At 43.9% G+C, this 22,524-nt stretch carries 19 protein-coding genes and 1 riboswitch; of the genes, 12 read left to right on the top strand and 7 right to left on the bottom strand.

Features of this window, described 5'->3' with window-relative positions; genetic code table 11:
- The first annotated feature begins 53 nt into the window (after positions 1-53).
- Positions 54-2,693, top strand: coding sequence for a cation-translocating P-type ATPase (locus tag DXC01_RS12645; RefSeq protein ID WP_118699050.1), 2,640 nt, complete (start codon positions 54-56; stop codon positions 2,691-2,693).
- Between the two features lie 50 nt (positions 2,694-2,743).
- Here DXC01_RS12645 and DXC01_RS12650 read toward each other — a convergent pair whose 3' ends face one another.
- Entirely contained in the window at positions 2,744-3,448 is a 705-nt protein-coding gene (locus tag DXC01_RS12650; protein ID WP_118252689.1) for an AIM24 family protein, read from the bottom strand.
- Between the two features lie 15 nt (positions 3,449-3,463).
- Complete coding sequence (locus DXC01_RS12655; RefSeq protein ID WP_118699036.1) at positions 3,464-4,267, bottom strand: TerD family protein; 804 nt, start codon at positions 4,265-4,267, stop codon at positions 3,464-3,466.
- 174 nt (positions 4,268-4,441) lie between these two features.
- A riboswitch (cyclic di-GMP riboswitch) is annotated at positions 4,442-4,518 on the top strand.
- Positions 4,519-4,624: 106 nt separating this feature from the next.
- Between DXC01_RS12655 and DXC01_RS12660 the strand changes: the two genes are divergently transcribed.
- The 8 genes from DXC01_RS12660 to DXC01_RS12695 all read left to right on the top strand — a co-directional run bounded on the left by DXC01_RS12660 (position 4,625) and on the right by DXC01_RS12695 (position 13,334).
- Positions 4,625-4,966, top strand: coding sequence for a TetR/AcrR family transcriptional regulator (locus DXC01_RS12660; protein WP_118699037.1), 342 nt, complete (start codon positions 4,625-4,627; stop codon positions 4,964-4,966).
- A gap of 287 nt (positions 4,967-5,253) precedes the next feature.
- On the top strand, positions 5,254-7,509 hold the full coding sequence (gene pflB, locus DXC01_RS12665) for a formate C-acetyltransferase (RefSeq protein WP_118699038.1): 2,256 nt from the start codon (positions 5,254-5,256) through the stop codon (positions 7,507-7,509).
- A 2-nt stretch (positions 7,510-7,511) separates the two neighbouring features.
- The gene (gene pflA / locus DXC01_RS12670) at positions 7,512-8,249 is read left to right on the top strand and encodes a pyruvate formate-lyase-activating protein (protein WP_118252685.1); all 738 of its coding nucleotides are present in this window, start codon (positions 7,512-7,514) and stop codon (positions 8,247-8,249) included.
- A gap of 118 nt (positions 8,250-8,367) precedes the next feature.
- Positions 8,368-9,306, top strand: coding sequence for an AraC family transcriptional regulator (locus DXC01_RS12675; protein ID WP_227222547.1), 939 nt, complete (start codon positions 8,368-8,370; stop codon positions 9,304-9,306).
- 75 nt (positions 9,307-9,381) lie between these two features.
- Complete coding sequence (locus tag DXC01_RS12680) at positions 9,382-9,894, top strand: hypothetical protein (RefSeq protein ID WP_022213447.1); 513 nt, start codon at positions 9,382-9,384, stop codon at positions 9,892-9,894.
- 332 nt (positions 9,895-10,226) lie between these two features.
- Positions 10,227-11,513, top strand: a complete 1,287-nt coding sequence (locus DXC01_RS12685; protein WP_118252684.1) for an ABC transporter substrate-binding protein — start codon at positions 10,227-10,229, stop codon at positions 11,511-11,513.
- Between the two features lie 101 nt (positions 11,514-11,614).
- Positions 11,615-12,514, top strand: coding sequence for a carbohydrate ABC transporter permease (locus tag DXC01_RS12690; protein WP_118252683.1), 900 nt, complete (start codon positions 11,615-11,617; stop codon positions 12,512-12,514).
- A complete protein-coding gene (locus tag DXC01_RS12695) occupies positions 12,507-13,334 on the top strand; it encodes a carbohydrate ABC transporter permease (RefSeq protein ID WP_173905847.1) in 828 nt (275 codons plus the stop codon). Before DXC01_RS12690 ends, DXC01_RS12695 begins: the two co-directional genes overlap by 8 nt.
- Positions 13,335-13,436: 102 nt before the next feature.
- On the opposite strand, the gene DXC01_RS12700 is transcribed toward DXC01_RS12695, so the two are convergent.
- On the bottom strand, positions 13,437-14,249 hold the full coding sequence (locus DXC01_RS12700) for an AraC family transcriptional regulator (RefSeq protein WP_118252682.1): 813 nt from the start codon (positions 14,247-14,249) through the stop codon (positions 13,437-13,439).
- Positions 14,250-14,352: 103 nt separating this feature from the next.
- Between DXC01_RS12700 and DXC01_RS12705 the strand changes: the two genes are divergently transcribed.
- Complete coding sequence (locus tag DXC01_RS12705; protein ID WP_118699039.1) at positions 14,353-17,397, top strand: glycoside hydrolase family 2 TIM barrel-domain containing protein; 3,045 nt, start codon at positions 14,353-14,355, stop codon at positions 17,395-17,397.
- An 11-nt stretch (positions 17,398-17,408) separates the two neighbouring features.
- On the top strand, positions 17,409-19,433 hold the full coding sequence (locus tag DXC01_RS12710) for a beta-galactosidase (protein ID WP_118699040.1): 2,025 nt from the start codon (positions 17,409-17,411) through the stop codon (positions 19,431-19,433).
- Positions 19,434-19,485: 52 nt separating this feature from the next.
- Here the strand turns inward: DXC01_RS12710 and DXC01_RS12715 are convergent, their stop codons facing one another.
- Together DXC01_RS12715 and DXC01_RS12720 are read right to left on the bottom strand one after the other, a co-directional pair.
- Positions 19,486-19,713 (bottom strand): hypothetical protein, encoded by a 228-nt coding sequence (locus tag DXC01_RS12715; protein ID WP_022214524.1) that lies wholly within the window; start codon positions 19,711-19,713, stop codon positions 19,486-19,488.
- 4 nt (positions 19,714-19,717) lie between these two features.
- Positions 19,718-19,960 (bottom strand): type II toxin-antitoxin system RelE family toxin, encoded by a 243-nt coding sequence (locus DXC01_RS12720; protein WP_022214525.1) that lies wholly within the window; start codon positions 19,958-19,960, stop codon positions 19,718-19,720.
- A 232-nt stretch (positions 19,961-20,192) separates the two neighbouring features.
- Here DXC01_RS12720 and DXC01_RS12725 point away from each other — a divergent pair, with 232 nt between their 5' ends.
- Positions 20,193-20,942, top strand: coding sequence for a GntR family transcriptional regulator (locus tag DXC01_RS12725; protein ID WP_158565306.1), 750 nt, complete (start codon positions 20,193-20,195; stop codon positions 20,940-20,942).
- A 96-nt stretch (positions 20,943-21,038) separates the two neighbouring features.
- Here the strand turns inward: DXC01_RS12725 and DXC01_RS20140 are convergent, their stop codons facing one another.
- Together DXC01_RS20140 and DXC01_RS12730 are read right to left on the bottom strand one after the other, a co-directional pair.
- Positions 21,039-21,212 (bottom strand): hypothetical protein, encoded by a 174-nt coding sequence (locus tag DXC01_RS20140; RefSeq protein ID WP_158565305.1) that lies wholly within the window; start codon positions 21,210-21,212, stop codon positions 21,039-21,041.
- Positions 21,213-21,215: 3 nt separating this feature from the next.
- The gene (locus tag DXC01_RS12730) at positions 21,216-22,493 is read right to left on the bottom strand and encodes a cytosine permease (protein ID WP_118699041.1); all 1,278 of its coding nucleotides are present in this window, start codon (positions 22,491-22,493) and stop codon (positions 21,216-21,218) included.
- Positions 22,494-22,524 lie beyond the last annotated feature (31 nt).

The following is a 22,524-nucleotide window of genomic DNA, read 5'->3' on the forward strand; positions in this document are numbered from 1 at the left end:
TGCTTCATTATCAGAATATATATAAATTTATTTTAAGAGAGGAATTCACCAAAATGAGTGAAAAACTAAACAGGAAAGCTCTTGAACAGGGCTTGACGGAGGAGCAGGCGGCGCAGAGCAAACAGCAGTATGGAACCAACGCACTTGCCAAGAAAGAAACAGAGTCACTCTGGTCTATGTTCATCGGTGCTTTTGACGATATCTGGATCAAGGTTCTCTGTCTTGCACTGGCGCTTAAGGTTGTGCTTGCGATCCTTGGCGTGATCGTTCCGGCACTGGGCGGCGACAATGACGTTATTGAGATCATCAGTATCATACTTGCAATTGCACTTGCAACAGGATTCAGTACCTTATCTGAATACAGAAATACATCAAGAAGTGAGGCTTTGCAGGAAGAATACAACAAAACCTATGCAAAAGTATTCAGAAACGGCAAACTTGTCAAAGTGCTGACAAGTGACATCGTCAAAGGTGATACGATTCTGATCCAGGCAGGTGATAAAGTCCCGGTTGACGGACTTGTTTTCAAAGGCAATGTGAAAGTATCTCAGGCAGCTCTGAACGGAGAATCCCGTGATGAGTCCAAGTCCGCAGCAGATACTATGGAAGAAGCAGAATCTACAGATTATTCTTCTGCACATAAAGTATTTATGGGATCAGTCGTTACCAGCGGCGAGGCATATATGGTAGCAACCGTGATCGGTGATGCATCCGAACTTGGTAAGATCAACAAAGCCCTTACCGATGAAAACGAGGAAGAAGAGCGTAAAGATACTTCCAGCCTCAAACTTGAAGTTGTTGCCGGTGGGATCGGTAAACTTGGTGTTTCCGCAGCAGCGATCGCAGGTGTCCTGCAGGTTGTTCTTTCTATCATGCGTGCAGATGAAGCAATCACGCCAGTATTTGTGATCCTTCTGATCGCAGAGGCTGTTATGCTGATGGCCTCCATCGTTATCATGGCAGTACCGGAAGGTCTTCCGATGATGAACAGCCTGGTTCAGTCCATGAACACAGAATCTATGTATAAGAAAAACATCCTTGTAAGCCATAAGGCAGCTTTTTCTGATTCTGCTTACATGAACCTTCTGTTCAGTGATAAGACAGGAACCATTACCGAGGGAAATCTTTCACTGGTAGAGTTTGTCCTTGGAGACGGAAGAATCGTTGACCATGTCTCACATAATGATTTTCTGGAAGCGATCACTCTGAATAACCTTGCAAAAATCTCTGAAGGTAAAGCGATCGGAAGTAACAACATGGACCGTGCACTTCTGACCTATGCTATTTCGAAGGGTGCTCCGGATAAAGTTGATGCGTCCAAAGTAAAAGAGATCAGCGGATTTGATTCCGAGAAGAAATGTGCAACCGTAGAACTGAATGATGGCACTGTTTACTGGAAAGGTGCAACAGAGAACATCATCAATGACGTAACACATTATATGACAGAAGATGGCAGCATCGCAGAATTTACATCTGCAGAGAAAGCCAAAGTAGAAGAGCAGATGGTCGCACAGGCGAAGAGAACTATGAAACTTCTCTCCGTAGTGAAGATCATCGGTTCCCAGAAGATCCTTCTTGCAGTCCTTTCTCTGCGAGATAACGTAAGAAAAGATGCGATCGAAACAGTTGAAGTCCTGAACCGTGCCGGAATCCAGGTAGTCATGGTTACCGGTGATGCCGAAGAGACCGCCGTTGCGATCGCAAAAGAAGCCGGAATCCTCAAAGATGAAAAGACAGAAGTTGTTCTTACTCATGATGAACTGGAACAGCTTTCTGATGATGAGCTTAAGAAAAAACTTCCGAATCTTCGTGTTGTCAGCCGTGCGAAACCTCTGGACAAGAAACGCCTTGTCACAGTTGCACAGCAGCTTGATGATGTCTGTGGTATGACCGGAGACGGTGTCAATGATGCACCTGCTCTGAAACAGGCGGATATCGGATTTGCAATGGGAGATGGAACCGCAGTTGCACAGGAAGCAGGCGATGTTGTCATCCTGAATAACAGTTTGACTTCTATCAAAGACTGTGTACTGAACAGTAGAACGATGGCAAAATCCGTCGGCAAATTCCTGATCTTCCAGTTAACTGTAAATATCAGTACCCTGTTGATGAACATTCTGGCACCGATCCTTGGCTGGACAGAGCCATTCTCTATCGTACAGATCCTGTGGATCAACCTGATCATGGATACACTGGCAGCTATGGCATTCGGCGGTGAGCCGATCCTGAACCGTTACATGAACGAGCAGCCGGCAAAGAGAAGCGACAATATCCTGACAGGATATATCAAGTCCGCAATTGGTGTAAGTTCAATATTTATCACTCTGGGATCTATCCTGATCCTGGAAAATGTCGGCGGAATCACAACAGCAGTTATGCCGGCAGGATGTTCAAATCCGGATCTGTATGAGAAGACCTTTATGTTTGCATTCTTTATTTATGCGATTATCTTTAACAGTCTGAATACCAGATCTGAGAGATTTAACCTGTTTGAGCATATTGGAGAAAATAAGAGATTTATCCTTGTAATGGGTGCGATCTTTGTTCTTCAGACAGTCCTGATCCAGATCGGTGGAGAAGTCTTCAGCACAACTCCTCTGACACTGAAAGCACTGCTTGTTTCCATGGTTCTTGGAGTACTGATCATCCCTGTGGATATGGTACGAAAAGCGATCATGAGATCTAACAAATAAAAAGAGCTGATTTTGAAATATCCCCTGCTAAAGTGGCAGGGGATATTTTTTTAATCGATTGCAACGCGGATACCGCCGCTGCGTTCAGAAGGCTGAATGATAACAGTTACCGGAATTCCGCCATGCCATTCAAAGGAATAAGATTCGCCAGAAGCCTGTCCGATAAAGGTTTTCCAGTTGACATCTGTTGTGATGCGCGGGTCGCAGGCGCCATTGCCCATCCAGCAGATCACAGCATCCGGATCGACAGAGATCGTATTGTGGGACTGTACATTGCTGAGTGCGATCGGGTTTCCGTCAGTGATGACCGCCACATAAGCTTCGCTTCCAGTTCCGGTAAGTGTGGTGGTAGCAAGACCTTTCTGGGACAAAACGCCGACACCGATGAAGCGGACGCTGTATTTGCAGTCCTGTGTAAATGCAAGCAGGTTTTCGGATTCGACAGAGATCGTTTCGCCCGGTTCCAGTTTATAGACCAGAACATGCTGTGCGCTTTCTGCGTAATAGGTTTCGGATGGACCGTTCATGGTGACTTTGGTAAGAGGAATGTTTTCACCGGTGACGCGGCGCATCAGGGAGCCGAGTGCTGCCTGGGCGAGACTTTTCTGCGGTCCGAGAAGGACTTTTTCGAAGCGGTAATTAGTGTTGCCGCTGCAGTCGCCTGCGATAAAAGCACCGGTCTTGGTGAAGATAACGTCGTTGCCTGTAGTAGTGACTTTGAGTGTCAGTTCGTTTATGGTTTCAAATTTGATCATAAGAGTATCCTCCCGTTAGTTTGTCTCAACGCCGTATAACTGGCAGAGCCCCGCCAGATCTCTGGCGACACCATTTCCGATGGCGTTGAATTTCCATTCTGTATTATGTAAGTAAATCTCTCCGAGCATCATGGATGTGACATTGTCATAATAATCGGTCAGCATGAAACTGTAGATCTCCTGACCGGAATCCGGATCGAGAAGCCGGATATAGGCATCTTTGACCATGCTGAAATTTAGGTGCCGCTCCAGTGCCTCGTTGATCGTAAGGACAAAAACGATCTTCCGTATGGAAGTATTCAGTTTGAAAAAATCAATATCCGCATATTCACGGTCTGCCCCGGAGCCGTTTACATGCAGGGCAACACTTCCGTCGGGGCTCAGTGTCTGTCCGTAAAAAACAAACCAGTCATCGCCGGGAACCTTGCCTGAAGCATCCAGAAGATAAGCGGATAAATCGATATCACACTGAGGGTTAGAGACGTTCCAGCCAAGTGCAACACGCACCTTTGGAAGCTGCCCGACTGTGCCGATACGGACTTTCTGGCCCTTCTGTATGACGTTACGAAGAACCGGGATATCGTGTTTCTGCGGAGCAGAGGATACCGAAGATACTGTCGGAGTTACAGGTGCTGGTTCTGGATGTCGATAAGCCTGTGTTCTTTTGGGATTTTCCTGTACATGGCCAGATGAAGTTTTCTTCAAATTTACAGAAAGAATATTTCCCCTGTGCAGAGCAGGCTGGATCTTTCGCTGGTTAAGTGTAAGAACGTTCCCGGCGGTATATGCCGGTTCGATCTTTGTGGGAATTTGAAACATAGTTTACCTCCCCGTATTTTATTGATACTACATTGTTCACTGTTCTAATCATACCATGTTACACCATGAATTAAAATAAATCAGGTTAACATTTACTTTAACATTTACATTAATTTTTACTTATTTGGATCAAAACCCTTGAAAAAATGCAGAATTTACGTTACCATGAACTTAACTTCATAAAGGCAAAGCTGTGGTAACGCAGTGACGCAAAGCTATAGGGGCCGAGAACGAGCCAGCCAGTTGCAAGAACAGAGAATCCATCTGCTGTCTTGCTTTTTTTATGTAAAAAGCGAAGTCAGCAGTCGGGATTCGGTCAAATTTAACCAAATCAACGGCATACAGAAGGAGAGTGTAATGGCTCGAAAATACACAAAAGAAGAATTAAAAGAAAGACTTCAGCGTTCCATATATAAAGTAGTAGCAGAAGAAGGCATCGAAGGCGTTACCGTCCGTAAAGTATCAAAGGGATGCGGGCTTTCCGACCCGTATATTTATCAGTGTTACAAGGATCTGTTCGATCTGATGGATCCGGAGGTGATCGTGTCCAACATCATCGACAGCACCGTATCTGTAGCAGTCAAAATGCATCTTGGATATATGGACAAGACAGCTCTCAAGGCACGAACGATCTACAAAACAGTATTTGCATTATTGTTCCAGCTTCTGCATATTGATGTGTGGAACAGGGGAATATAAAAGCAGCGAGAGGCTGCTTTTTTGTACTTTTCCGGGTATATTTTTTGGACGTAAAAAAGTACAAAACCACAACATGTTGATAAAAAATATCAAGACACAGCTACAAATTGTATTAAATTAAAAGCATGCGTTAATCGATTGACAACGGCGTATTCCATAGTGTACACTAGCGGCGTGAACAAGGGAGTGTTCACTTGAAACTAATAAGATTCCGGTCTTATTTTTCTTTTGCAAGAAAAGTTAGACGGGACATACGCGGAATAAATCATATATTAGAGAGGTGCAAAATGAAAAACTTTTCACAGTGGGAAGGTTTCAAAGGAAACCGTTGGAAAGAAAAAATCGACGTTCGTAACTTTATCTCAATGAACTACACACCATATGACGGAGATGCTTCCTTCCTGGAAGAACCAACAGAAGCAACAAACAAACTGTGGGGAAAACTTCAGGAACTGCAGAAAGAAGAACGTGCCAAAGGCGGAGTTCTGGATATGGAAACAGAGGTTGTTACATCTCTGACAGCATATGGCCCGGGATACATCGACGAAGATCTTAAAGATCTTGAAACAGTTGTTGGTCTTCAGACTGACAAACCGCTGAAACGTGCATTTATGCCATACGGTGGAATCAAAATGGCAGAGCAGGCATGCGAAACTTACGGATACAAAGTAAGCGACAAGATCAAAGACGTATTCCACAACTATGAATTCAAAACACACAACCAGGGTGTATTTGATATCTACACACCAGAGATGAAATTAGCCCGTCACAGCAAGATCCTGACAGGTCTTCCGGATACTTACGGACGTGGACGTATCGTTGGTGACTACAGACGAGTTGCTCTGTATGGTATCGATGCTCTGATCGAAGGAAAACAGAAAGACTTCGCAGCATGCGACCGTCAGGGTATGAGACGTTATGACTTCCAGCTTCGTGAAGAGATCGCTGATCAGATCCGTGCTCTCAAAGGCATGAAGGTTATGGCTGAAGCATACGGATTTGATATTTCCGAGCCGGCTAAGAATGCAAGAGAAGCATTCCAGTGGCTGTACTTTGGATATCTGGCAGCAATCAAGACTCAGAACGGTGCTGCAATGAGTGTTGGACGTATTTCCACATTCCTTGATGTTTATATTGAAAGAGACCTTGAGAACGGAACTCTTACAGAGAAAGAAGCTCAGGAGCTTGTTGACCACATGGTAATGAAATTCCGTATGGTTAAATTTGCCCGTATTCCTTCTTACAACCAGCTGTTCTCCGGTGACCCGGTATGGGCAACTCTGGAAGTTGCAGGTATGGGACAGGACGGACGTTCCATGGTAACAAAGAACGACTTCCGTTTCCTGCATACACTGGAAAACATGGGACCGGCTCCGGAACCGAACCTTACAGTTCTGTATTCTTCAAGACTGCCTGAAAACTTCAAAAAATATACAGCTGACATCTCTGTACTGACAAGTTCTGTTCAGTATGAGAACGATGATGTTATGCGTCCGGTATGGGGTGATGACTACAGCATCTGCTGCTGTGTATCCGCTACTGAGACAGGTAAGGAAATGCAGTTCTTCGGAGCTCGTGCAAACCTTGCAAAATGCCTTCTTTACGCTATCAACGGTGGTGTTGATGAGAAGACAAAACAGCAGGTAGGACCGAACTATCAGCCGATTACTTCTGAGTATCTTGATTATGACGAAGTAGTTGCTAAATATGACAAGATGATGGACTGGCTGGCTCATCTGTATGTTGGAACACTGAACATGATCCACTACATGCATGACAAATACTACTATGAAGCAGCAGAGATGGCTCTGATCGATACAAAGGTTGACCGTTCTTTCGCAACTGGTATCGCAGGATTCTCTCACGTAGTAGACTCCCTGTCCGCTATCAAATATGCAAAAGTTAAAGCTGTTCGTGATGAAGACGGAATCACAACAGACTTCATCGTAGAAGGTGACTTCCCACGTTATGGTAACGATGATGACAGAGCAGATGAGATCGCAACAACACTGCTTTCTACATTCCTTGAGAAACTGAAACACATCCATACCTATCGTGATTCCAAACCTACTACTTCCATTCTTACCATTACATCCAACGTTGTTTATGGTAAAGCTACAGGATCTCTTCCGGATGGAAGAAAAGCAGGCGAACCGCTGGCACCTGGTGCCAACCCGTCCTATGGAGCAGAGCAGAACGGACTTCTTGCATCCCTCAACTCTGTTGCAAAACTGGACTATGAAGATGCCCTTGACGGTATCTCCAATACTCAGACCATCAACCCTGATGCTCTGGGATATACAGAAGAAGAACGTACAGAGAACCTTGTTCGTGTGCTTGACGGATACTTTGATCAGGGTGCTCATCACCTCAATGTTAACGTATTCGGTAAAGAAAAACTGATTGATGCTATGGAACATCCGGAAAAAGAAGAGTATGCAAACTTCACAATCCGTGTATCCGGATATGCCGTTAAATTCATCGACCTTACAAGAGAGCAGCAGCTGGATGTTATTGCCAGAACCTGCCACGACAGAATGTAATAATGAGTGAAGAAATCAAAGGATATGTCCATTCTCTGGAAAGCTTCGGATCAGTAGACGGACCGGGCGTCAGATATGTGATATTCCTGAGTGGATGTGCAATGCGCTGCCAGTTCTGCCATAATCCGGACACCTGGAAAATGGGAGAGGGGCAGCAGTACACCCCGTCTCAGCTTCTGAAACAGGCTCTTCGCTATAAGAATTACTGGGGTAACAAAGGCGGGATCACTGTGAGTGGAGGAGAACCTCTTCTTCAGATTGATTTCCTGATTGAATTTTTCCGTCAGGCAAAGGCCGCAGGAGTTCATACGACTCTTGATACCAGTGCCAATCCTTACACAGAAAAGGAACCTTTTTATTCCAAATGGCTGGAGCTTATGAAGTATACTGATCTTGTTCTTCTGGACATCAAGCAGATTGACGAAGAAGAACATATCAAGCTTACAGGACAGTCCAACAAAAATATTCTGGCAATGGCACGGAAATTGTCAGATATGGGAAAACCGATGTGGATCCGCCACGTACTGGTTCCGGGAGGCAGCGATAAAGATGAGTATCTCCACAGGCTTGCAGATTTTATCCATACTTTAAAAACAGTGGAGAGAGTCGAAGTGCTTCCGTACCATACACTTGGTGTATTTAAGTGGGAACAGCTAGGAATTCCTTATCCGCTGGAAGGTGTCAGACCACCTTCGAAGGAACGGATCGACAATGCCAGAGAAATTCTGGGAGCGATATAAACCGGTCAGAAGACTGGAAAAGAAAAAGATCTCAATGCCAGTTATGGCAGAGAGGTCTTTTTTTTACCCTTTTTTTGTTGTACAATAATACAATATCTCTGAGAAACGGAGGGATACAATGGCGAAAAAGAGAAAAAAACCCAAGATGGAGTTCCGTTACTACCAGATGCCGGCGGGGAGCCCGATCCTGGCATTGCTGGGGCAGAAGTGGCGGCAGAATTATGGCAAAGGTGTGGATTATCTTCATTTTCATAATTATCTTGAGATCGGCTTTTGCTATGAGGGAGAGGGGCATCTGATTCTGGGAGAGGATATGGTGCGTTTTCATGGAAGAGAGTTTACGGTCCTTCCACCGAATTATCCTCATACTACGAACAGTGATCCGGGAGATCTTAGCCAGTGGGAGTATCTGTTTATCGATGTAGAGGGATTTCTTCGGAAATTTCTGGACAATCCTGTAAAAGCAGAAAAAATGCTCCAGCGTATTTATTCCAAACCACTGTTTCTAAAAGAAGCAGACAATACTTCTGTAGCATCCAAGATCCTCAAGATCATGGATATTATGCGAAATGGCGAGGAATTTTATCTTGAGGAAGCAAAAGGAATCCTTGCGTCACTTCTGGCGGAAATTGCCAGAATGAATCGAAATGAAGCAGAAGAGAGAGTTCCGGAAGAAAAGGGAAAGATCACGAACATGATCTCCAGATCTCTCGATTACATATCCGATCACTACATGGAAGATATCAAGATCGAAAATCTCGCAAAAAGCTGCCACATCAGTGAGACACATTTTCGACGGCTTTTTACCTCTTATATGAAAGTAAGCCCGCTGGAATATATCAATACCGTGCGAATCCAGACTGCCTGTGATCTTCTGCAGAAAACAGATGCGCCGGTGGCGGATATTGCCCACAAGTGCGGATTTACGACAAACTCAACGTTTAACCGGAACTTTAAGCAGCTTATGGGAGTTACCCCGATCGAATGGCGAAAACGCCCGGAAAGTTACGAACAGCAGATCCTGAAATTCGACATCCACTCAGAAGAGGGATGGTAGAGTGCTTACCAGAGAAATCTGTTTATGATAAATCAGAAGGAAACGTGTCTGAAAAAGACAGAAAGGAATTTTTTAATGTACGATTACAAAATTGTAGAGCAGGTATCCCGGAAGAAAAAAAGCATGTCCGGTATCCTGCGAAAAGTCATGATCATTTTTGCCGTGTTCTTTGTAATACTCGGAATCACGATCTCTCAGTCCTTCATGCTTGCAGGATTTTTGCTGGCGGCACTTTATTTCGTGTATGATGTCTTCAGCCAGAAAGATTACGAGTACACACTTGAGAGCGATACACTTACCATCGATGTGATCTATGGCAAGAAATACCGCAAGACCGCTCATGTCCTGGAACTCAAAAACATGGAAGTGACCGCGCCGCACTGGCACGAAAGCGTTGCAAAATACAAGAAAAACGGCGGCACAGAAAAGCTTAAAAAATACGATTACACATCCTACGACGATGATGTGCCATACTACACAATGATCGTAAAAGAGGACGGAAACAAAATAAAACTTCTTCTTGATCTGACGGATGAGATGCTGCATACCATAAAAACCCTGCATCCTCAAAAAGTCTATTTTGCATAAAATGTGAAAAAAATATGTGAAATATGTACAAAAAATGAATGAAAAATTTATGAAATAAGAACAAAAACCTCTCTTGGAAACAAAGAATCTATGCATTCTGTCGAAAAGAGAGGATTTTTTTCATCAAAATGATACGACAAAAAACGCATGAATGCGAAAAACAAACAAAAAACCCAAAAATGAATCATGTAAATAGTGCGAAATACACAAAATGGTCGAAAATGCACATTATGTAAATGATTCTGCAAACTATCCTATTGAATCGGATGCTATAATTGATTCATAAGCAATTCGGGGTAAAAGAATACGCTTAATAAAAGGAGGACATTTAAATGAAGAAAAAATTACTTGCAGTATTAATGACAGGTATTATGGCAGCATCCTTTGCCGGCGCAGCTACAACTGTTTATGCAGCAGACGATGACAACACCTTAACCGTATGGGCATGGGATCAGAACTTCAACATCAAATCCATGCAGATGGCTGGTGAGCAGTATGCAAAAGATCATGATGGATTTGCAGTAGACGTTATTGAGACATCTTCTGATGACTGCCAGACCAAACTGACAACAGCAGCTAACGCTGGTGACTACAGCACACTTCCGGACATCGTTCTGATGCAGGACAACAGCTATCAGAAATATCTGAAGAGCTATCCGGACGCTTTCACAGATCTCAAAGATATGGACATCAACTGGGATGATTTCGGAAAACTGAAACAGTCCTATTCAATGATAGATGACACACATTACGGTGTTCCGTTCGACAACGGTGCTGTTATCGCCTGCTATCGTACAGATATCCTTGACGAAGCTGGATACACACTGGATGACCTGACAGACATCACATGGTCCAAATTCATGGAAATCGGTAAAGACGTTCATGAAAAGACCGGTAAATACCTCCTTACAAGCGAAGCTACAGGCGGCGACACTCTGATGATGATGATGCAGTCCTGCGGAGCTAACTTCGTAAATGAAGACGGAGAAGCTTATATCGTTGGAAACGACACAGCAGAAAAATGCATCAACCTTTATGTAGACCTTGTTAAAAACGACGTTGTTAAACTCGTAAACAACTGGGATGAGTACATTGCAACAATCACAAGCGGCGAGGCTGCTGGTATCGTAAATGGTAACTGGATTACAGCTACTCTGATGCAGACAGAGGATCAGAAAGGTCTGTGGCAGATCACAACAATGCCAAAAGTTGACGATGTTGACAGTGCAACAAACTACGCTAACAACGGTGGATCTTCCTGGTACATTACATCTAACTGCAAGAATGTAGAACTCGCAGAGGACTTCCTTGCAAGCACATTTGGTTCCAGCACAGATTTCTATGATGCAATCCTTCCGGAAACAGGAGCAATTTCCTGCTACCTGCCAGCTGGAGAATCTGATGTTTACAACGAGCCAAACGAATTCTTCAATGACCAGCCGATCTTCTCAACAATTGTAGAGTACTCTTCTCATATTCCGGAGTTCACAAAGACACCGTATCACTATGAAGCAAGAGAATGTGTCAACACAGCAGTTGTTAATATCGTAAATGGTACATCTGTAGAAGACGCACTTCAGGAAGCACAGGATACACTTGCATTCAAGATGACAGAGTAATCTGAATCTCGAAAAGTGAACATTTATAAGTAATCAAGGCGGGGGACTGCTTGCAGTCCCCTGTCGTGCGTTAAAAGTTAGGTTTGAAAGGGGGAGTTCCTGTGAATTCCAAGAAAAAAGGCATGTCATTGATCGCGAAACAGAGAGCTGCCGGATGGATTTTCCTTCTGCCGGCAACACTGATGATCGCAATCATGAGTTTTTATCCAATGATCCGTGCATTTATCATTTCTTTACAGACAGGTGCCGGAGCAAACATGCGGTTCGCAGAACCAATTTTCAGTAACTATCAGCGTATCATGGCTGATAAGGTATTCCAGCAGTCAATTGTCAATACGTTCCTGTATCTGATCATTCAGGTACCGATCATGCTGGTACTCGCAATCTTACTTGCACAGCTGCTCAACAACAAAGACCTGAAATTCAGAGGATTTTTCCGTACATGCGTATTCCTTCCATGTGCAACATCCCTGGTTTCCTATTCCCTGATCTTCCGTTCCATGTTTGCAACAGATGGTCTGATCAACAGTATCCTGATCAAACTTGGAATCTTATCTACCGGCTACAACTTCCTTGGAAACTCCACCAGTGCCAAGATCGTTATCATCATCGCGCTGATCTGGAGATGGACAGGATACAACATGGTATTCTATCTTGCAGGCCTTCAGAATATCGAATATTCTGTATACGAGGCAGCCAAGATCGATGGTGCTAATGGTTGGAAGACTTTCTGGAAGATTACAGTTCCGCTTCTGAAACCGACAATTATCATGACATTTATCATGTCAATCAATGGTACATTACAGTTGTTCGATGAGTCCGTCAACCTGACAAAAGGTGGTCCGGCGAACTCAACGATCACAATGTCCCATTATGTTTACAATACATGTTTTATCAACGTACCGAATTTTGGATATGCATCAGCAATGTCATTCCTTATATTCATTATGGTAGCTGTACTTGCATTTATCAACTTGAAAGTAGGTGATACACGTGACTAAGAAAAACAAATCAGCAATTCAGAGAAGATTGATTCCTACCTATATTTTTCTGATCATCGTGTCATTTATTTCAGTATTTCCGTTATACTGGATGATCTCAGCTGCAACAAATACATCAACAGATGTATCTCGTGGACGAATTATTCCGGGAAGTTACTTCATGGAAAACTTCAAAAACCTGACAGCTCAGCAGCCACTGTGGAGAGCACTTGGAAACTCTTTCTTCTATGCGATCCTTACAACAGTGATCTGTCTGCTGATCTGCTCTATCGCAGGATATGGTTTTGAAGTTTATCATGATAAGGCAAAAGACAGACTGTTCTCCGTTCTGCTTCTGGCAATGATGGTTCCTCAGGTTGCTACCATGGTTCCGTTATTCAAGATGTTCTCCAAAGCAGGACTTCTGAATACAGCAGTTGGTTTTATCCTTCCGATCATTTCTACACCGTTTATGATCATGATGTTCCGTCAGAACGCAAGATCCTTCCCTATAGATATTATCGAGGCAGCTCGTATCGATGGACTGAGCGAAGTAAGAATCTTCTTACAGATGTTCATTCCTACTATGAAATCTACATATGCAGCTGCAGCAGTTATTACCTTCATGAATGCATGGAACTCTTACCTGTGGCCGAAGGTAATCATGACTGATAACAAGGCGATGACAATGCCAATGTTGATCGCCAACCTGATCACAGGTTATGTAACAGACTATGGTATGCTGATGTGTGGCGTATTATTCTGTTCCATCCCGACAATGGTTGTATTCTTCGTACTGCAGAAACAGTTCGCAGAAGGTATTACCGGAGCGGTTAAGTAATTATGAATTAAATAAAAGGATGCTGCTTGGTCCTGTGGGTATATTGCGTAATATGTCCCAGACAGATTATGCGGCATCCTTTTTTGTAACTTTTTAACGTATTTACATGTGGTAAACCTTACGGAAATCAAGTGGAGTGGTTCCCGTGTATTTCCGAAAGATCGAAATAAAGTGGCTGGTGTCTGTGAAACCGGACGCGAGGGAAATCTCCTGGATCTTCATGTGCGTGTGAGTCAGCAACAGTTCCTTGGATTTGTTGATCCGGTAGCCGGTCAGATATTCATAGACCGAAACACCCAGGAATTTGCGGAACAGTCGGGAGAGATACTGAGGAGTGACAAAAACCTGGCTGCTCAATTCCTGAACAGTCAGTTCCTCAGAATATCTGGTTTCGATTTCCCGTACAGTGGGGGCAACATATCTCTGATACAACGGATCGGCGGTCAGATTTCCGGAAGAAGTGTCCAGAGTAAAAGCAAGCAGCAGGTCATAGCAGAGCGTAGAGAGAACTTTCATGTCAGGAATGGATTTCTGGAATTCAGAAACGGCGTCCGAAATGATGTGCTCGATCAGACATCCCTGCTCCTTACTGACAAAAACAACCGACTGATTCTGAAGGATCGAAGAGATCCCGGAAGAGAGTGTGCCGGTAAATGTGGCAAAAACAGTATCCCATTCCTCAGATTCTTTCGTATAAGAATGAGGGACAGACGGTGCAATCAGGATTCCTTCCTGTTCCTCCAGGATATAATGTTTTCCACGGATCTCAATTCGTCCACGTCCCTTCTCCGTCTGGAGATAATGATAATGTGGATGTCCGTTCGGACGCTGCATACTCTCCTGATACCAGTGGTTTCCGACAGAATCAAACATGAATGGCATGGTTACGGGAGTGTTTCGGAAGTAAATTGGCATAAGCTTACCTTGTTTCGAAATGTTATATTTTTTGGAATGACTTATTATACCACATGAGAAAGATACATACTATAATGAATCCATAAAACGCAGGAGGATAATGATGAAAACTTTTGATTATTCTTTAGTAAAAGATCCACAGTATTTCAAAGATGGAAGAATGGATGCACATTCTGACCACACATATTACAGAGATGGAGAGGAAGCGAAGGAAAAAGAAACTTCCTTCCGTTATGACCTTAACGGAATCTGGAAATTCCACTATGCCCGTAACTATGGAAGTGCGATTCCGGGATTCGAAAAAGAAGAATATTGCTGCAGAGACTGGGATGATATCCGTGTACCGGCCCATATCCAGATGGAAGGATATGATGCACCTCAGTATGCTAACGTACAGTATCCGTGGGAAGGCCACGAGGACATCCATCCGGGTGAGATTCCGGAGCATTTCAATCCGGTTGCAAGCTACGTGAAATACTTTGAAGTGCCGGAAGAAATGCAGGGGAAACGTCTCTTTATCTCCTTCCAGGGAGCAGAGAGCGGCATTGCATTATGGCTCAACGGACACTTTGTTGGATACAGTGAAGACTCTTTTACACCGTCAGAATTTGAACTGACCGAATATGTAAAAGAAGGCGAAAACAAACTCGCAGCACAGGTATTCAAATGGACAGCAAGCAGCTGGTGCGAGGACCAGGACTTCTTCCGTTTCTCCGGAATTTACAGAGATGTTTACCTTTATACTGTACCGGAAGTTCATGTTTATGACCTTCAGATCCGTGCGATCCCGGATGAAACATTAAGTGCAGCAGCACTTGAGATCAGAACAAATACCTGGGGCAAAGGCACAGTTAAGATTACTCTTTCCAAAGACGGAGAGACCGTGATCGAGGACAAAAAAGCACTCGACGGAGAAGAAATTTATTCCTGGAAAGTAGCAGATCCGGTACTCTGGAGCGCAGAAGAACCACAGCTTTATGACCTGACACTGGAAGTTTATAATGAGGCAGGAGAGCTTCAGGAAGTGATCCCACAGAGAGTTGGATTCCGTCGTTTCGAGATGAAAGACGGCATTATGACACTGAATGGAAAACGTATCGTATTCAAGGGTGTTAACCGTCATGAATTCAGTTCTGTAAGCGGAAGACACGTATCCGAAGAAGAACTCCGCAAAGACCTTAAGACCATGAAGCAGAACAATATCAATGCGATCCGTACCTGCCATTATCCGGATGCATCCCTGATCTATCAGCTCTGCGATGAATACGGAATCTATATGATCGATGAGACAAACCTGGAATCCCACGGTTCCTGGGATGTTGCTGAATTTACAAAGGATTACACCTACGTTGTGCCGCATGACAAGCCGGAATGGCTGGATATGATGCTTGACCGTGCAAATTCCATGTATCAGAGAGACAAAAACCACACGGCGATCCTGATCTGGTCCTGCGGAAATGAGTCCTTCGGAGGCAAGGATATTTTTGAAATGTCCCAGTTCTTCCGCAACACAGACCCGACCCGTCTGGTTCACTATGAAGGTCTTTGCCATGACCGCAGATATAACGATACCAGCGACATGGAAAGCCAGATGTACCCATCTGTAGAGGCAATCAAGGAGTTCCTTGCAAAAGATGATTCTAAGCCGTTCATCTGCTGTGAATATACTCATGCAATGGGAAATTCCTGCGGTGCAATGCACAAATATACAGATCTGACCGACACAGAACCGAAGTATCAGGGTGGATTTATCTGGGACTACATTGACCAGTCTATCTACAAAAAAGACCGCTACGGCAAAGAATTCCAGGCGTATGGCGGCGACTTCGGAGAACGTCCGACAGACTACAACTTTAGTGGAAATGGTATCGCATACGGTGGAAACAGAGATGCTTCTCCGAAGATGCAGGAAGTCAAATTCAACTACCAGAACATCACTGCAGAAGTCAGTGCAGACAGCGTAAAAGTCATCAACAAGAACCTGTTTGTGAACACAGATATTTTTGACTGCAAAGTAACTGTTGCAAAGAATGGTAAAGTGATCCGCAAGGCTTCTCTTGCAACGGCAGTTGCTCCATTAAGCGAAGAAACCTATGCACTTCCGCTCGCAAAAGAAGAGAAACCAGGCGAATATGCAGTGACTGTTTCCTTCCATCTGAAAGAAGATAAAGCATGGGCAGAAGCGGGACATGAGGTAGCTTTTGGACAGTATGTATACCAGGTTGAAGAACCGAAAAAGACCTGCCCGGAAGGTGTAAAAGTGATCCGCAGTACACACAATATCGGTGTCAGAGGGGCGCATTTTGAAGTACTTTTCTCTGTATTGAACGGCGGTCTGGTATCTTATAAATATGCCGGAAAAGAAATGATCGAGGCAATTCCAAAGCCAAACTTCTGGCGTGCACCAACGGATAATGACTGTGGAAATCTTATGGGAATGCGCTACGGACAGTGGAAGATCGCCAGCATGTACTTAAGCCACAAAGACTTCCGTCAGGGACCATACGGCCCGGGAAATGAGCCGGAAGTAGAGGTGAATGAGAAGACTGTAAAAGTGACTTACACGTATCTCATGCCGACCACACCACTCAGCGAATGCAGACTTTCCTATGAAGTATCCGGTGATGGAAGAGTAAAGACAACCCTCAGTTATGACCCAGTCAAAGAACTTGGTGACATGCCGGAATTTGGTGTGATCTTCAAATTCAATGCAGATTATGACCGTGTGGAATGGTACGGACTTGGAGAGGCAGAGACCTATTCTGACCGTAAAAAAGGAGCAAAACTTGGCATCTATGCAAACAAAGTCGCAGACAATATTGCAAGATATATGGTTCCGCAGGAATGTGGTGCAAAAGAAGAAGTGCGCTGGGCAAAAGTAACTGACCGCAAGGGAAGAGGAATGCTCTTTGAGATGGATGAGAACAATGGTCCAATGATGTTCTCAGCACTTCCATACACTCCTCATGAGATGGAAAATGCAATGCATCCATACGAACTTCCGGAGGTTCATTACACTGTTGTACGTGTTGCAAAAGACCAGATGGGAATCGGTGGAGATGACAGCTGGGGAGCACGCACACACGAAGAATATTTACTGGAAACCGATAAAAAGATGGAATTTTCCTTTGTATTTAAAGGACTTTAAGAGGAGACAACATGGCGAAACAGATGAAATACGGACGTTACCTTCATGGTGGAGATTATAACCCGGAGCAGTGGCTTGACCGCCCGGATATCCTTCAGAAAGACATCGAATATTTCAAAAAAGCACATATCAACACTGTATCGGTAGGGATTTTTTCCTGGGCTGTTCTTGAACCGGAAGAAGGAAAATATAACTTCGACTGGCTGGAAGAGATCATTAACAATCTTTATAAAGAGGGGATTCATACCATTCTTGCAACTCCGTCAGGAGCAAGACCGAAATGGATGGCAGACAAATACGAAGAAGTCCTTCGTATGGATCCGGACAGAACCCGAAGATTCTTCGGAGGCAGACATAATCACTGTTTTACCTCTCCGGTATACAGAGAAAAAGTCCATGCGATCGATAAGAAATTAGCCGAAAGATTCGGCAAACATCCGGCAGTTATGCTGTGGCATATCTCCAACGAGTTCGGTGGAGAATGCCATTGCCCGCTGTGCCAGGCGAAGTTCAGAGAATGGCTGAAAGAAAAATATGGCACGATCGAAAACCTCAACAAGAGCTGGTGCACAACATTCTGGAGCCACATTTACAACAGTTTTGATCAGATCGAAAGCCCATCCACGAAGGGTGAAAATGAACTTCATGCACTGAAACTTGACTGGAAGCGTTTTGTCACAGATCAGACGATCGACTTTATCAAAAATGAGGTTGATGCGATTCGTGAAGGAGGTTCTGAACTGCCTGTGACCGCCAATCTGATGTATGATTTTGACGGTCTGGATTACAAAAAATTCAAAGATGTTCTTGATATTGTATCCTGGGACAACTATCCGGGATGGCACAAAAAAGAGGAATATGTCACAGCTGTTGACGCGGCAATGCAGCACGACCTGATGCGCAGCATCAAGAAAGCGCCGTTCCTTCTTATGGAATCCTGCCCGTCTGCAACGAACTGGAAACCGATCAACAAACTCAAAAAACCGGGAATGCTTCTGGCAGGTTCTCTCCAGGCAGTTGCTCACGGTTCTGACAGTGTTCTGTATTTCCAGCTTCGTCAGAGTCAGGGCGCTTCCGAGAAATTCCACGGTGCTGTGATCGATCATTACGGCAAAGAAGATACCCGTGTTTTCCGTGAAGTAACAGAGGTTGGAGAGGTTCTGGAACAGATTCAGGAGACTGTTGGAACCAACATGAAATCTCAGGTAGCTGTTCTCTATGACCGTGAAAACGACTGGGCGATCGCGGATGTACAGGGACCGAGAAACGAAGATATGCACTATCGTGAAAATGTGCAGAAGAACTACCGTGCACTGAGAGAACAGGGACTGAATGTCGACATTATTGCAATGGAACATGACCTTGCAGACTACAAAGTTCTGGCAGCTCCGATGGCATATATGTTCAAAGACGGATACGAAGAAAAACTCCGCACCTATGTAGAAAATGGAGGAACTCTGGTACTTTCCTACTGGTCCGGACTGGTAGACGGTACAGACAAATGCTTCCTTGACGGAACTCCATACGGACTGATGGACGTAACAGGAATCCGCAGTGCAGAGATCGACGCTCTTTATGACTGGGAAGAAAACCATGCGATCCCACAGGCTGGAAGCCATCTCGGAATCAGCAATGTATATTCCTGCAAGAACCTCTGCGAACTGGTTGAAGTTTCCGATGCGGAAGTGCTGTTGCGCTACGGCGAGGACTTCTATCAGGGATATCCGGTGCTGACACACAAAGCATTTGGTAAAGGTCATGTATACTATGTATGTGCGGATATGGAACTTGGATTCTATCAGGACTTCTACGGCAGAGCAGCAGCAGAAGCCGGCCTGAAATCACCAGTTGAATTCATTCCGGAAGGCGTTTCCGTAACAGTAAGAGAGAGCGAAGATACCGAATACCTCTTCATCCAGAACTATGCACGCAAACCACAGACGGTTGCTGTTCCGGCAGAATATGAACTGCTCTATGGAACCGAGAGCGAAGTCATGGCTCCGCTGCAGACAAGGATTTTGAAGAAACACAAATAAAAAATAAGACAGAAAAAAAGTTCCCGGCACTTTGTCAGGAACTTTTTTCTTGTTATTTTAAATTCAATTCTTTAAGCAAATCTTCCTGAGAAACAGATGGCTGATAATCAGGATCGCCATTTTTATAGGCGTTCATAATTGCCTGTTCGTCGGGATCAGGCACAACCTGTTCGATATTATCAAGAGCAAAAGTGGAGAGAATCAGATCCCAGACTTTTTGCGCATCCTCTTCGCTCATAACAGTAACAGCTCCGAAAATTCGTTCTTTTATACTGGACATAGTATCACACTCCTTTATAAATCTGACCACGGTTTCCGATATCGATGATATCTATTATGATACCATTAACATTAAATAAAACTCTGAAATTTCCTACACGAAGACGATATCCGTCGGTACCCTGTAATTTCTTTATATCACCCTCCAACGGAAGTCTGGAAATGGCTGCTATCAATCTTTTCTGCGAAGGAATATCCTGGCGTTTTAAAAATTTGATTGCCTTTTTGGAATATGAAATTTGAAACAATAGAAAACCTCCCTACATAAATTATAGTCGAATCATATTTGATTTTTTATCTTATGTAGGTGTAGTTTGATTATAAAAAAAACATGAGAATACGTCAATATATATGGGAGTTAATTGGGATAGTAATTTTGTTGTAGTATAAAAGTATCAATCTAATCTTTTCATATATCAGGAAATTGTGGTACTATTATTTACAGAAAAGAAAATATACCAGAAAGAACTGATGATTATAATGAAACAGATAAAAAAGATTAATCTTAAATCTCAGGTTCGTGCGGAACTGGAAGAGTATATTCATTCTCTGGATCTGGATGTAGCCAACAAACTCCCGCGGGAAGAGGAACTCTGCCGTATTCTCGGGATCAGCAGGGTGACGCTTCGAAGCGTGCTGGATGATCTGGCAGCAGAGGGAATTATCATCCGGGTTCATGGAAGAGGTACTTTTGTCAATCCGCACTTTCGGGAAATTGCATGCCGGTTTGACCAGGCAATCCATTTTCCGGATCTGATCGAGAGCAGTGGATATAAAGCACGGATGGAGATACTGGAAATTCGGATGGAGCCGGCCGAAAAAGAAGTAGCGGAAGCATTGAGACTGGCACCGGGAGCACAGGTCTGGAGTGCACTTAAGGTATTTTATGCGGATGAACATCCCTGCGTGATCAGCTACGATTATGTGTCGACAGAAATTTTTTCTGAGGAGGCACTGGAGAAACTGAAGAACTACAAAGACAGTATTTTCTATTTTCTTTATCAGGAAACCGGAAGAAGGATTGCCTGGGATAAGGTGGAGATCGATACCATCCTGAGCGATGATATACTGCCGAGAGGAATGAAAGTAAAAGGTTTTCCGGAGCGAAAACCATTTCTTTTTCTGAGTTCGGTAAATTATGATGAGAAGAACCGGGAGAGTGTTTATATTCGTGAATATATCAATACTTCTATACTGAAGTATTCCCAGATCCGTAAAAGAATTTTTTGAACAGTAAATAAAAAAGAAACAGATCCTCTGTGCGGAACAGAAGATCTGTTTCTTTTTTGGTAGGAAAAAATTTATCAAAGCTGAGTATTGTTTCTGTTACGGCTGCCAGGATGAAAAAGCGTAGATCAGAACAAAGATGCTGGCAATCAATAAAACATTTCCTGTCATGATCAGTGATGAAGTTGTGCAGAGGCACGCCATAAAAGCACCGATGCCCATGACGATGATTCCGATAAGTGCTGCGATTTTATATTTTCTCAGTTCTTCCATGAGTTAATCCTCCTTGATAACCTGTTTTTTGGTGATTTTCATAAGTACAGTATAGATGACTGCACCGAGGATCAGTCCATTCAGGGACGGAAGTCCAAATGGAAGTGTAAATACCAGAACCAGTGAAAGAACCCATGCAATCCACGGGATAATGTTGAAGTTGTGGAATTTCACACCTTCAAGTCTGGCGTAACTTCCATGATGAATGATGAAATAGTCAGCCAGAATAATTCCCGGAAGTGGAGGTACGATAGTACCAAGCAGGTTCAGGAATGTAAACAGGAATGAGATCTGATAAGGTCTGCAGAGCGTTGCACCGGCAGAGATGATCAGGATCACAATGATAATCTTCTTACGGTCCATCTTGAATGCGTTGGACAGGTTCAGTGAAGTCGAATACAGGTTTGATGCATTGGTAGTAAAAATATTGGTAGTCATCAGGATCAGACATGGAATCAGCAGACCCATGGATAACAGTACGTTTGTCAGATCACTGTCTCCAACAGCGATGGAAGTCAGTGTACCGCAGAGAATCATAAAAATATTTCCGCCCAGAAGTCCGGTAAGTGTAGCTGCGATTGCAGATTTGGCAGATTTTGCATAGCGCATGATATCTGCGATACAGGTAGCAGTGGAAAGAATCCAGGTACCGATTACAATCGTGATTCCGCTTCCGATAGAAATACTGTCGGTCGGAACATGGTTCCAGATGCCGTCTGCACCAACCATGCCTACTGCACGGATGGAGGTTGCCAGTGACAGGAATACGATTGCAGGGATTGCAATGTATCCAAGAATACTGATAGCCTTGTAGCCTTTCATGGAGAAAATCCCCATGATAACTGCACTGACAGCCATGCAGAATAATTCAGCAGTTCCGCTCCAGTTAAATGCCTGGGCGATAAAATGTCCGTAGGTTGCTGCCTGAATGGTATACCAGCCGATGTTTACGACAGGTACAAACATGGAAGCAACGCGGGAGCCTTTTTCACCAAAGCTGTATTTGGTAAGCAGAGCAAAGGTAAGGCCTGTTTTGCTGGCAATATAGCTGACAGCCACGGCGATTATGCTCAAAAAGACGTTTCCAAGTACAACAGCAAGTAAAATTCCCTTAAAATCCAGCCCGGCAGATAATCCCCCTCCTGCCATCATACTGGTAATAACAAATACGAATCCAGTCCAGACGATCGTCAGACTGAAATAGCTTTTTCGCTCATTCTCAGGAACGGTACAAAGTGCGAACTCTGTATCCTGTTCGTTAGTATTGTTTGTGTTTCCCATAGTAAATACCCTCTAAAAAAATAAAATAGTT

Origin of the sequence: Blautia sp. OM07-19 (genome assembly GCF_003481595.1) — a bacterium.
GTDB lineage: Bacteria > Bacillota > Clostridia > Lachnospirales > Lachnospiraceae > Blautia_A > Blautia_A intestinihominis.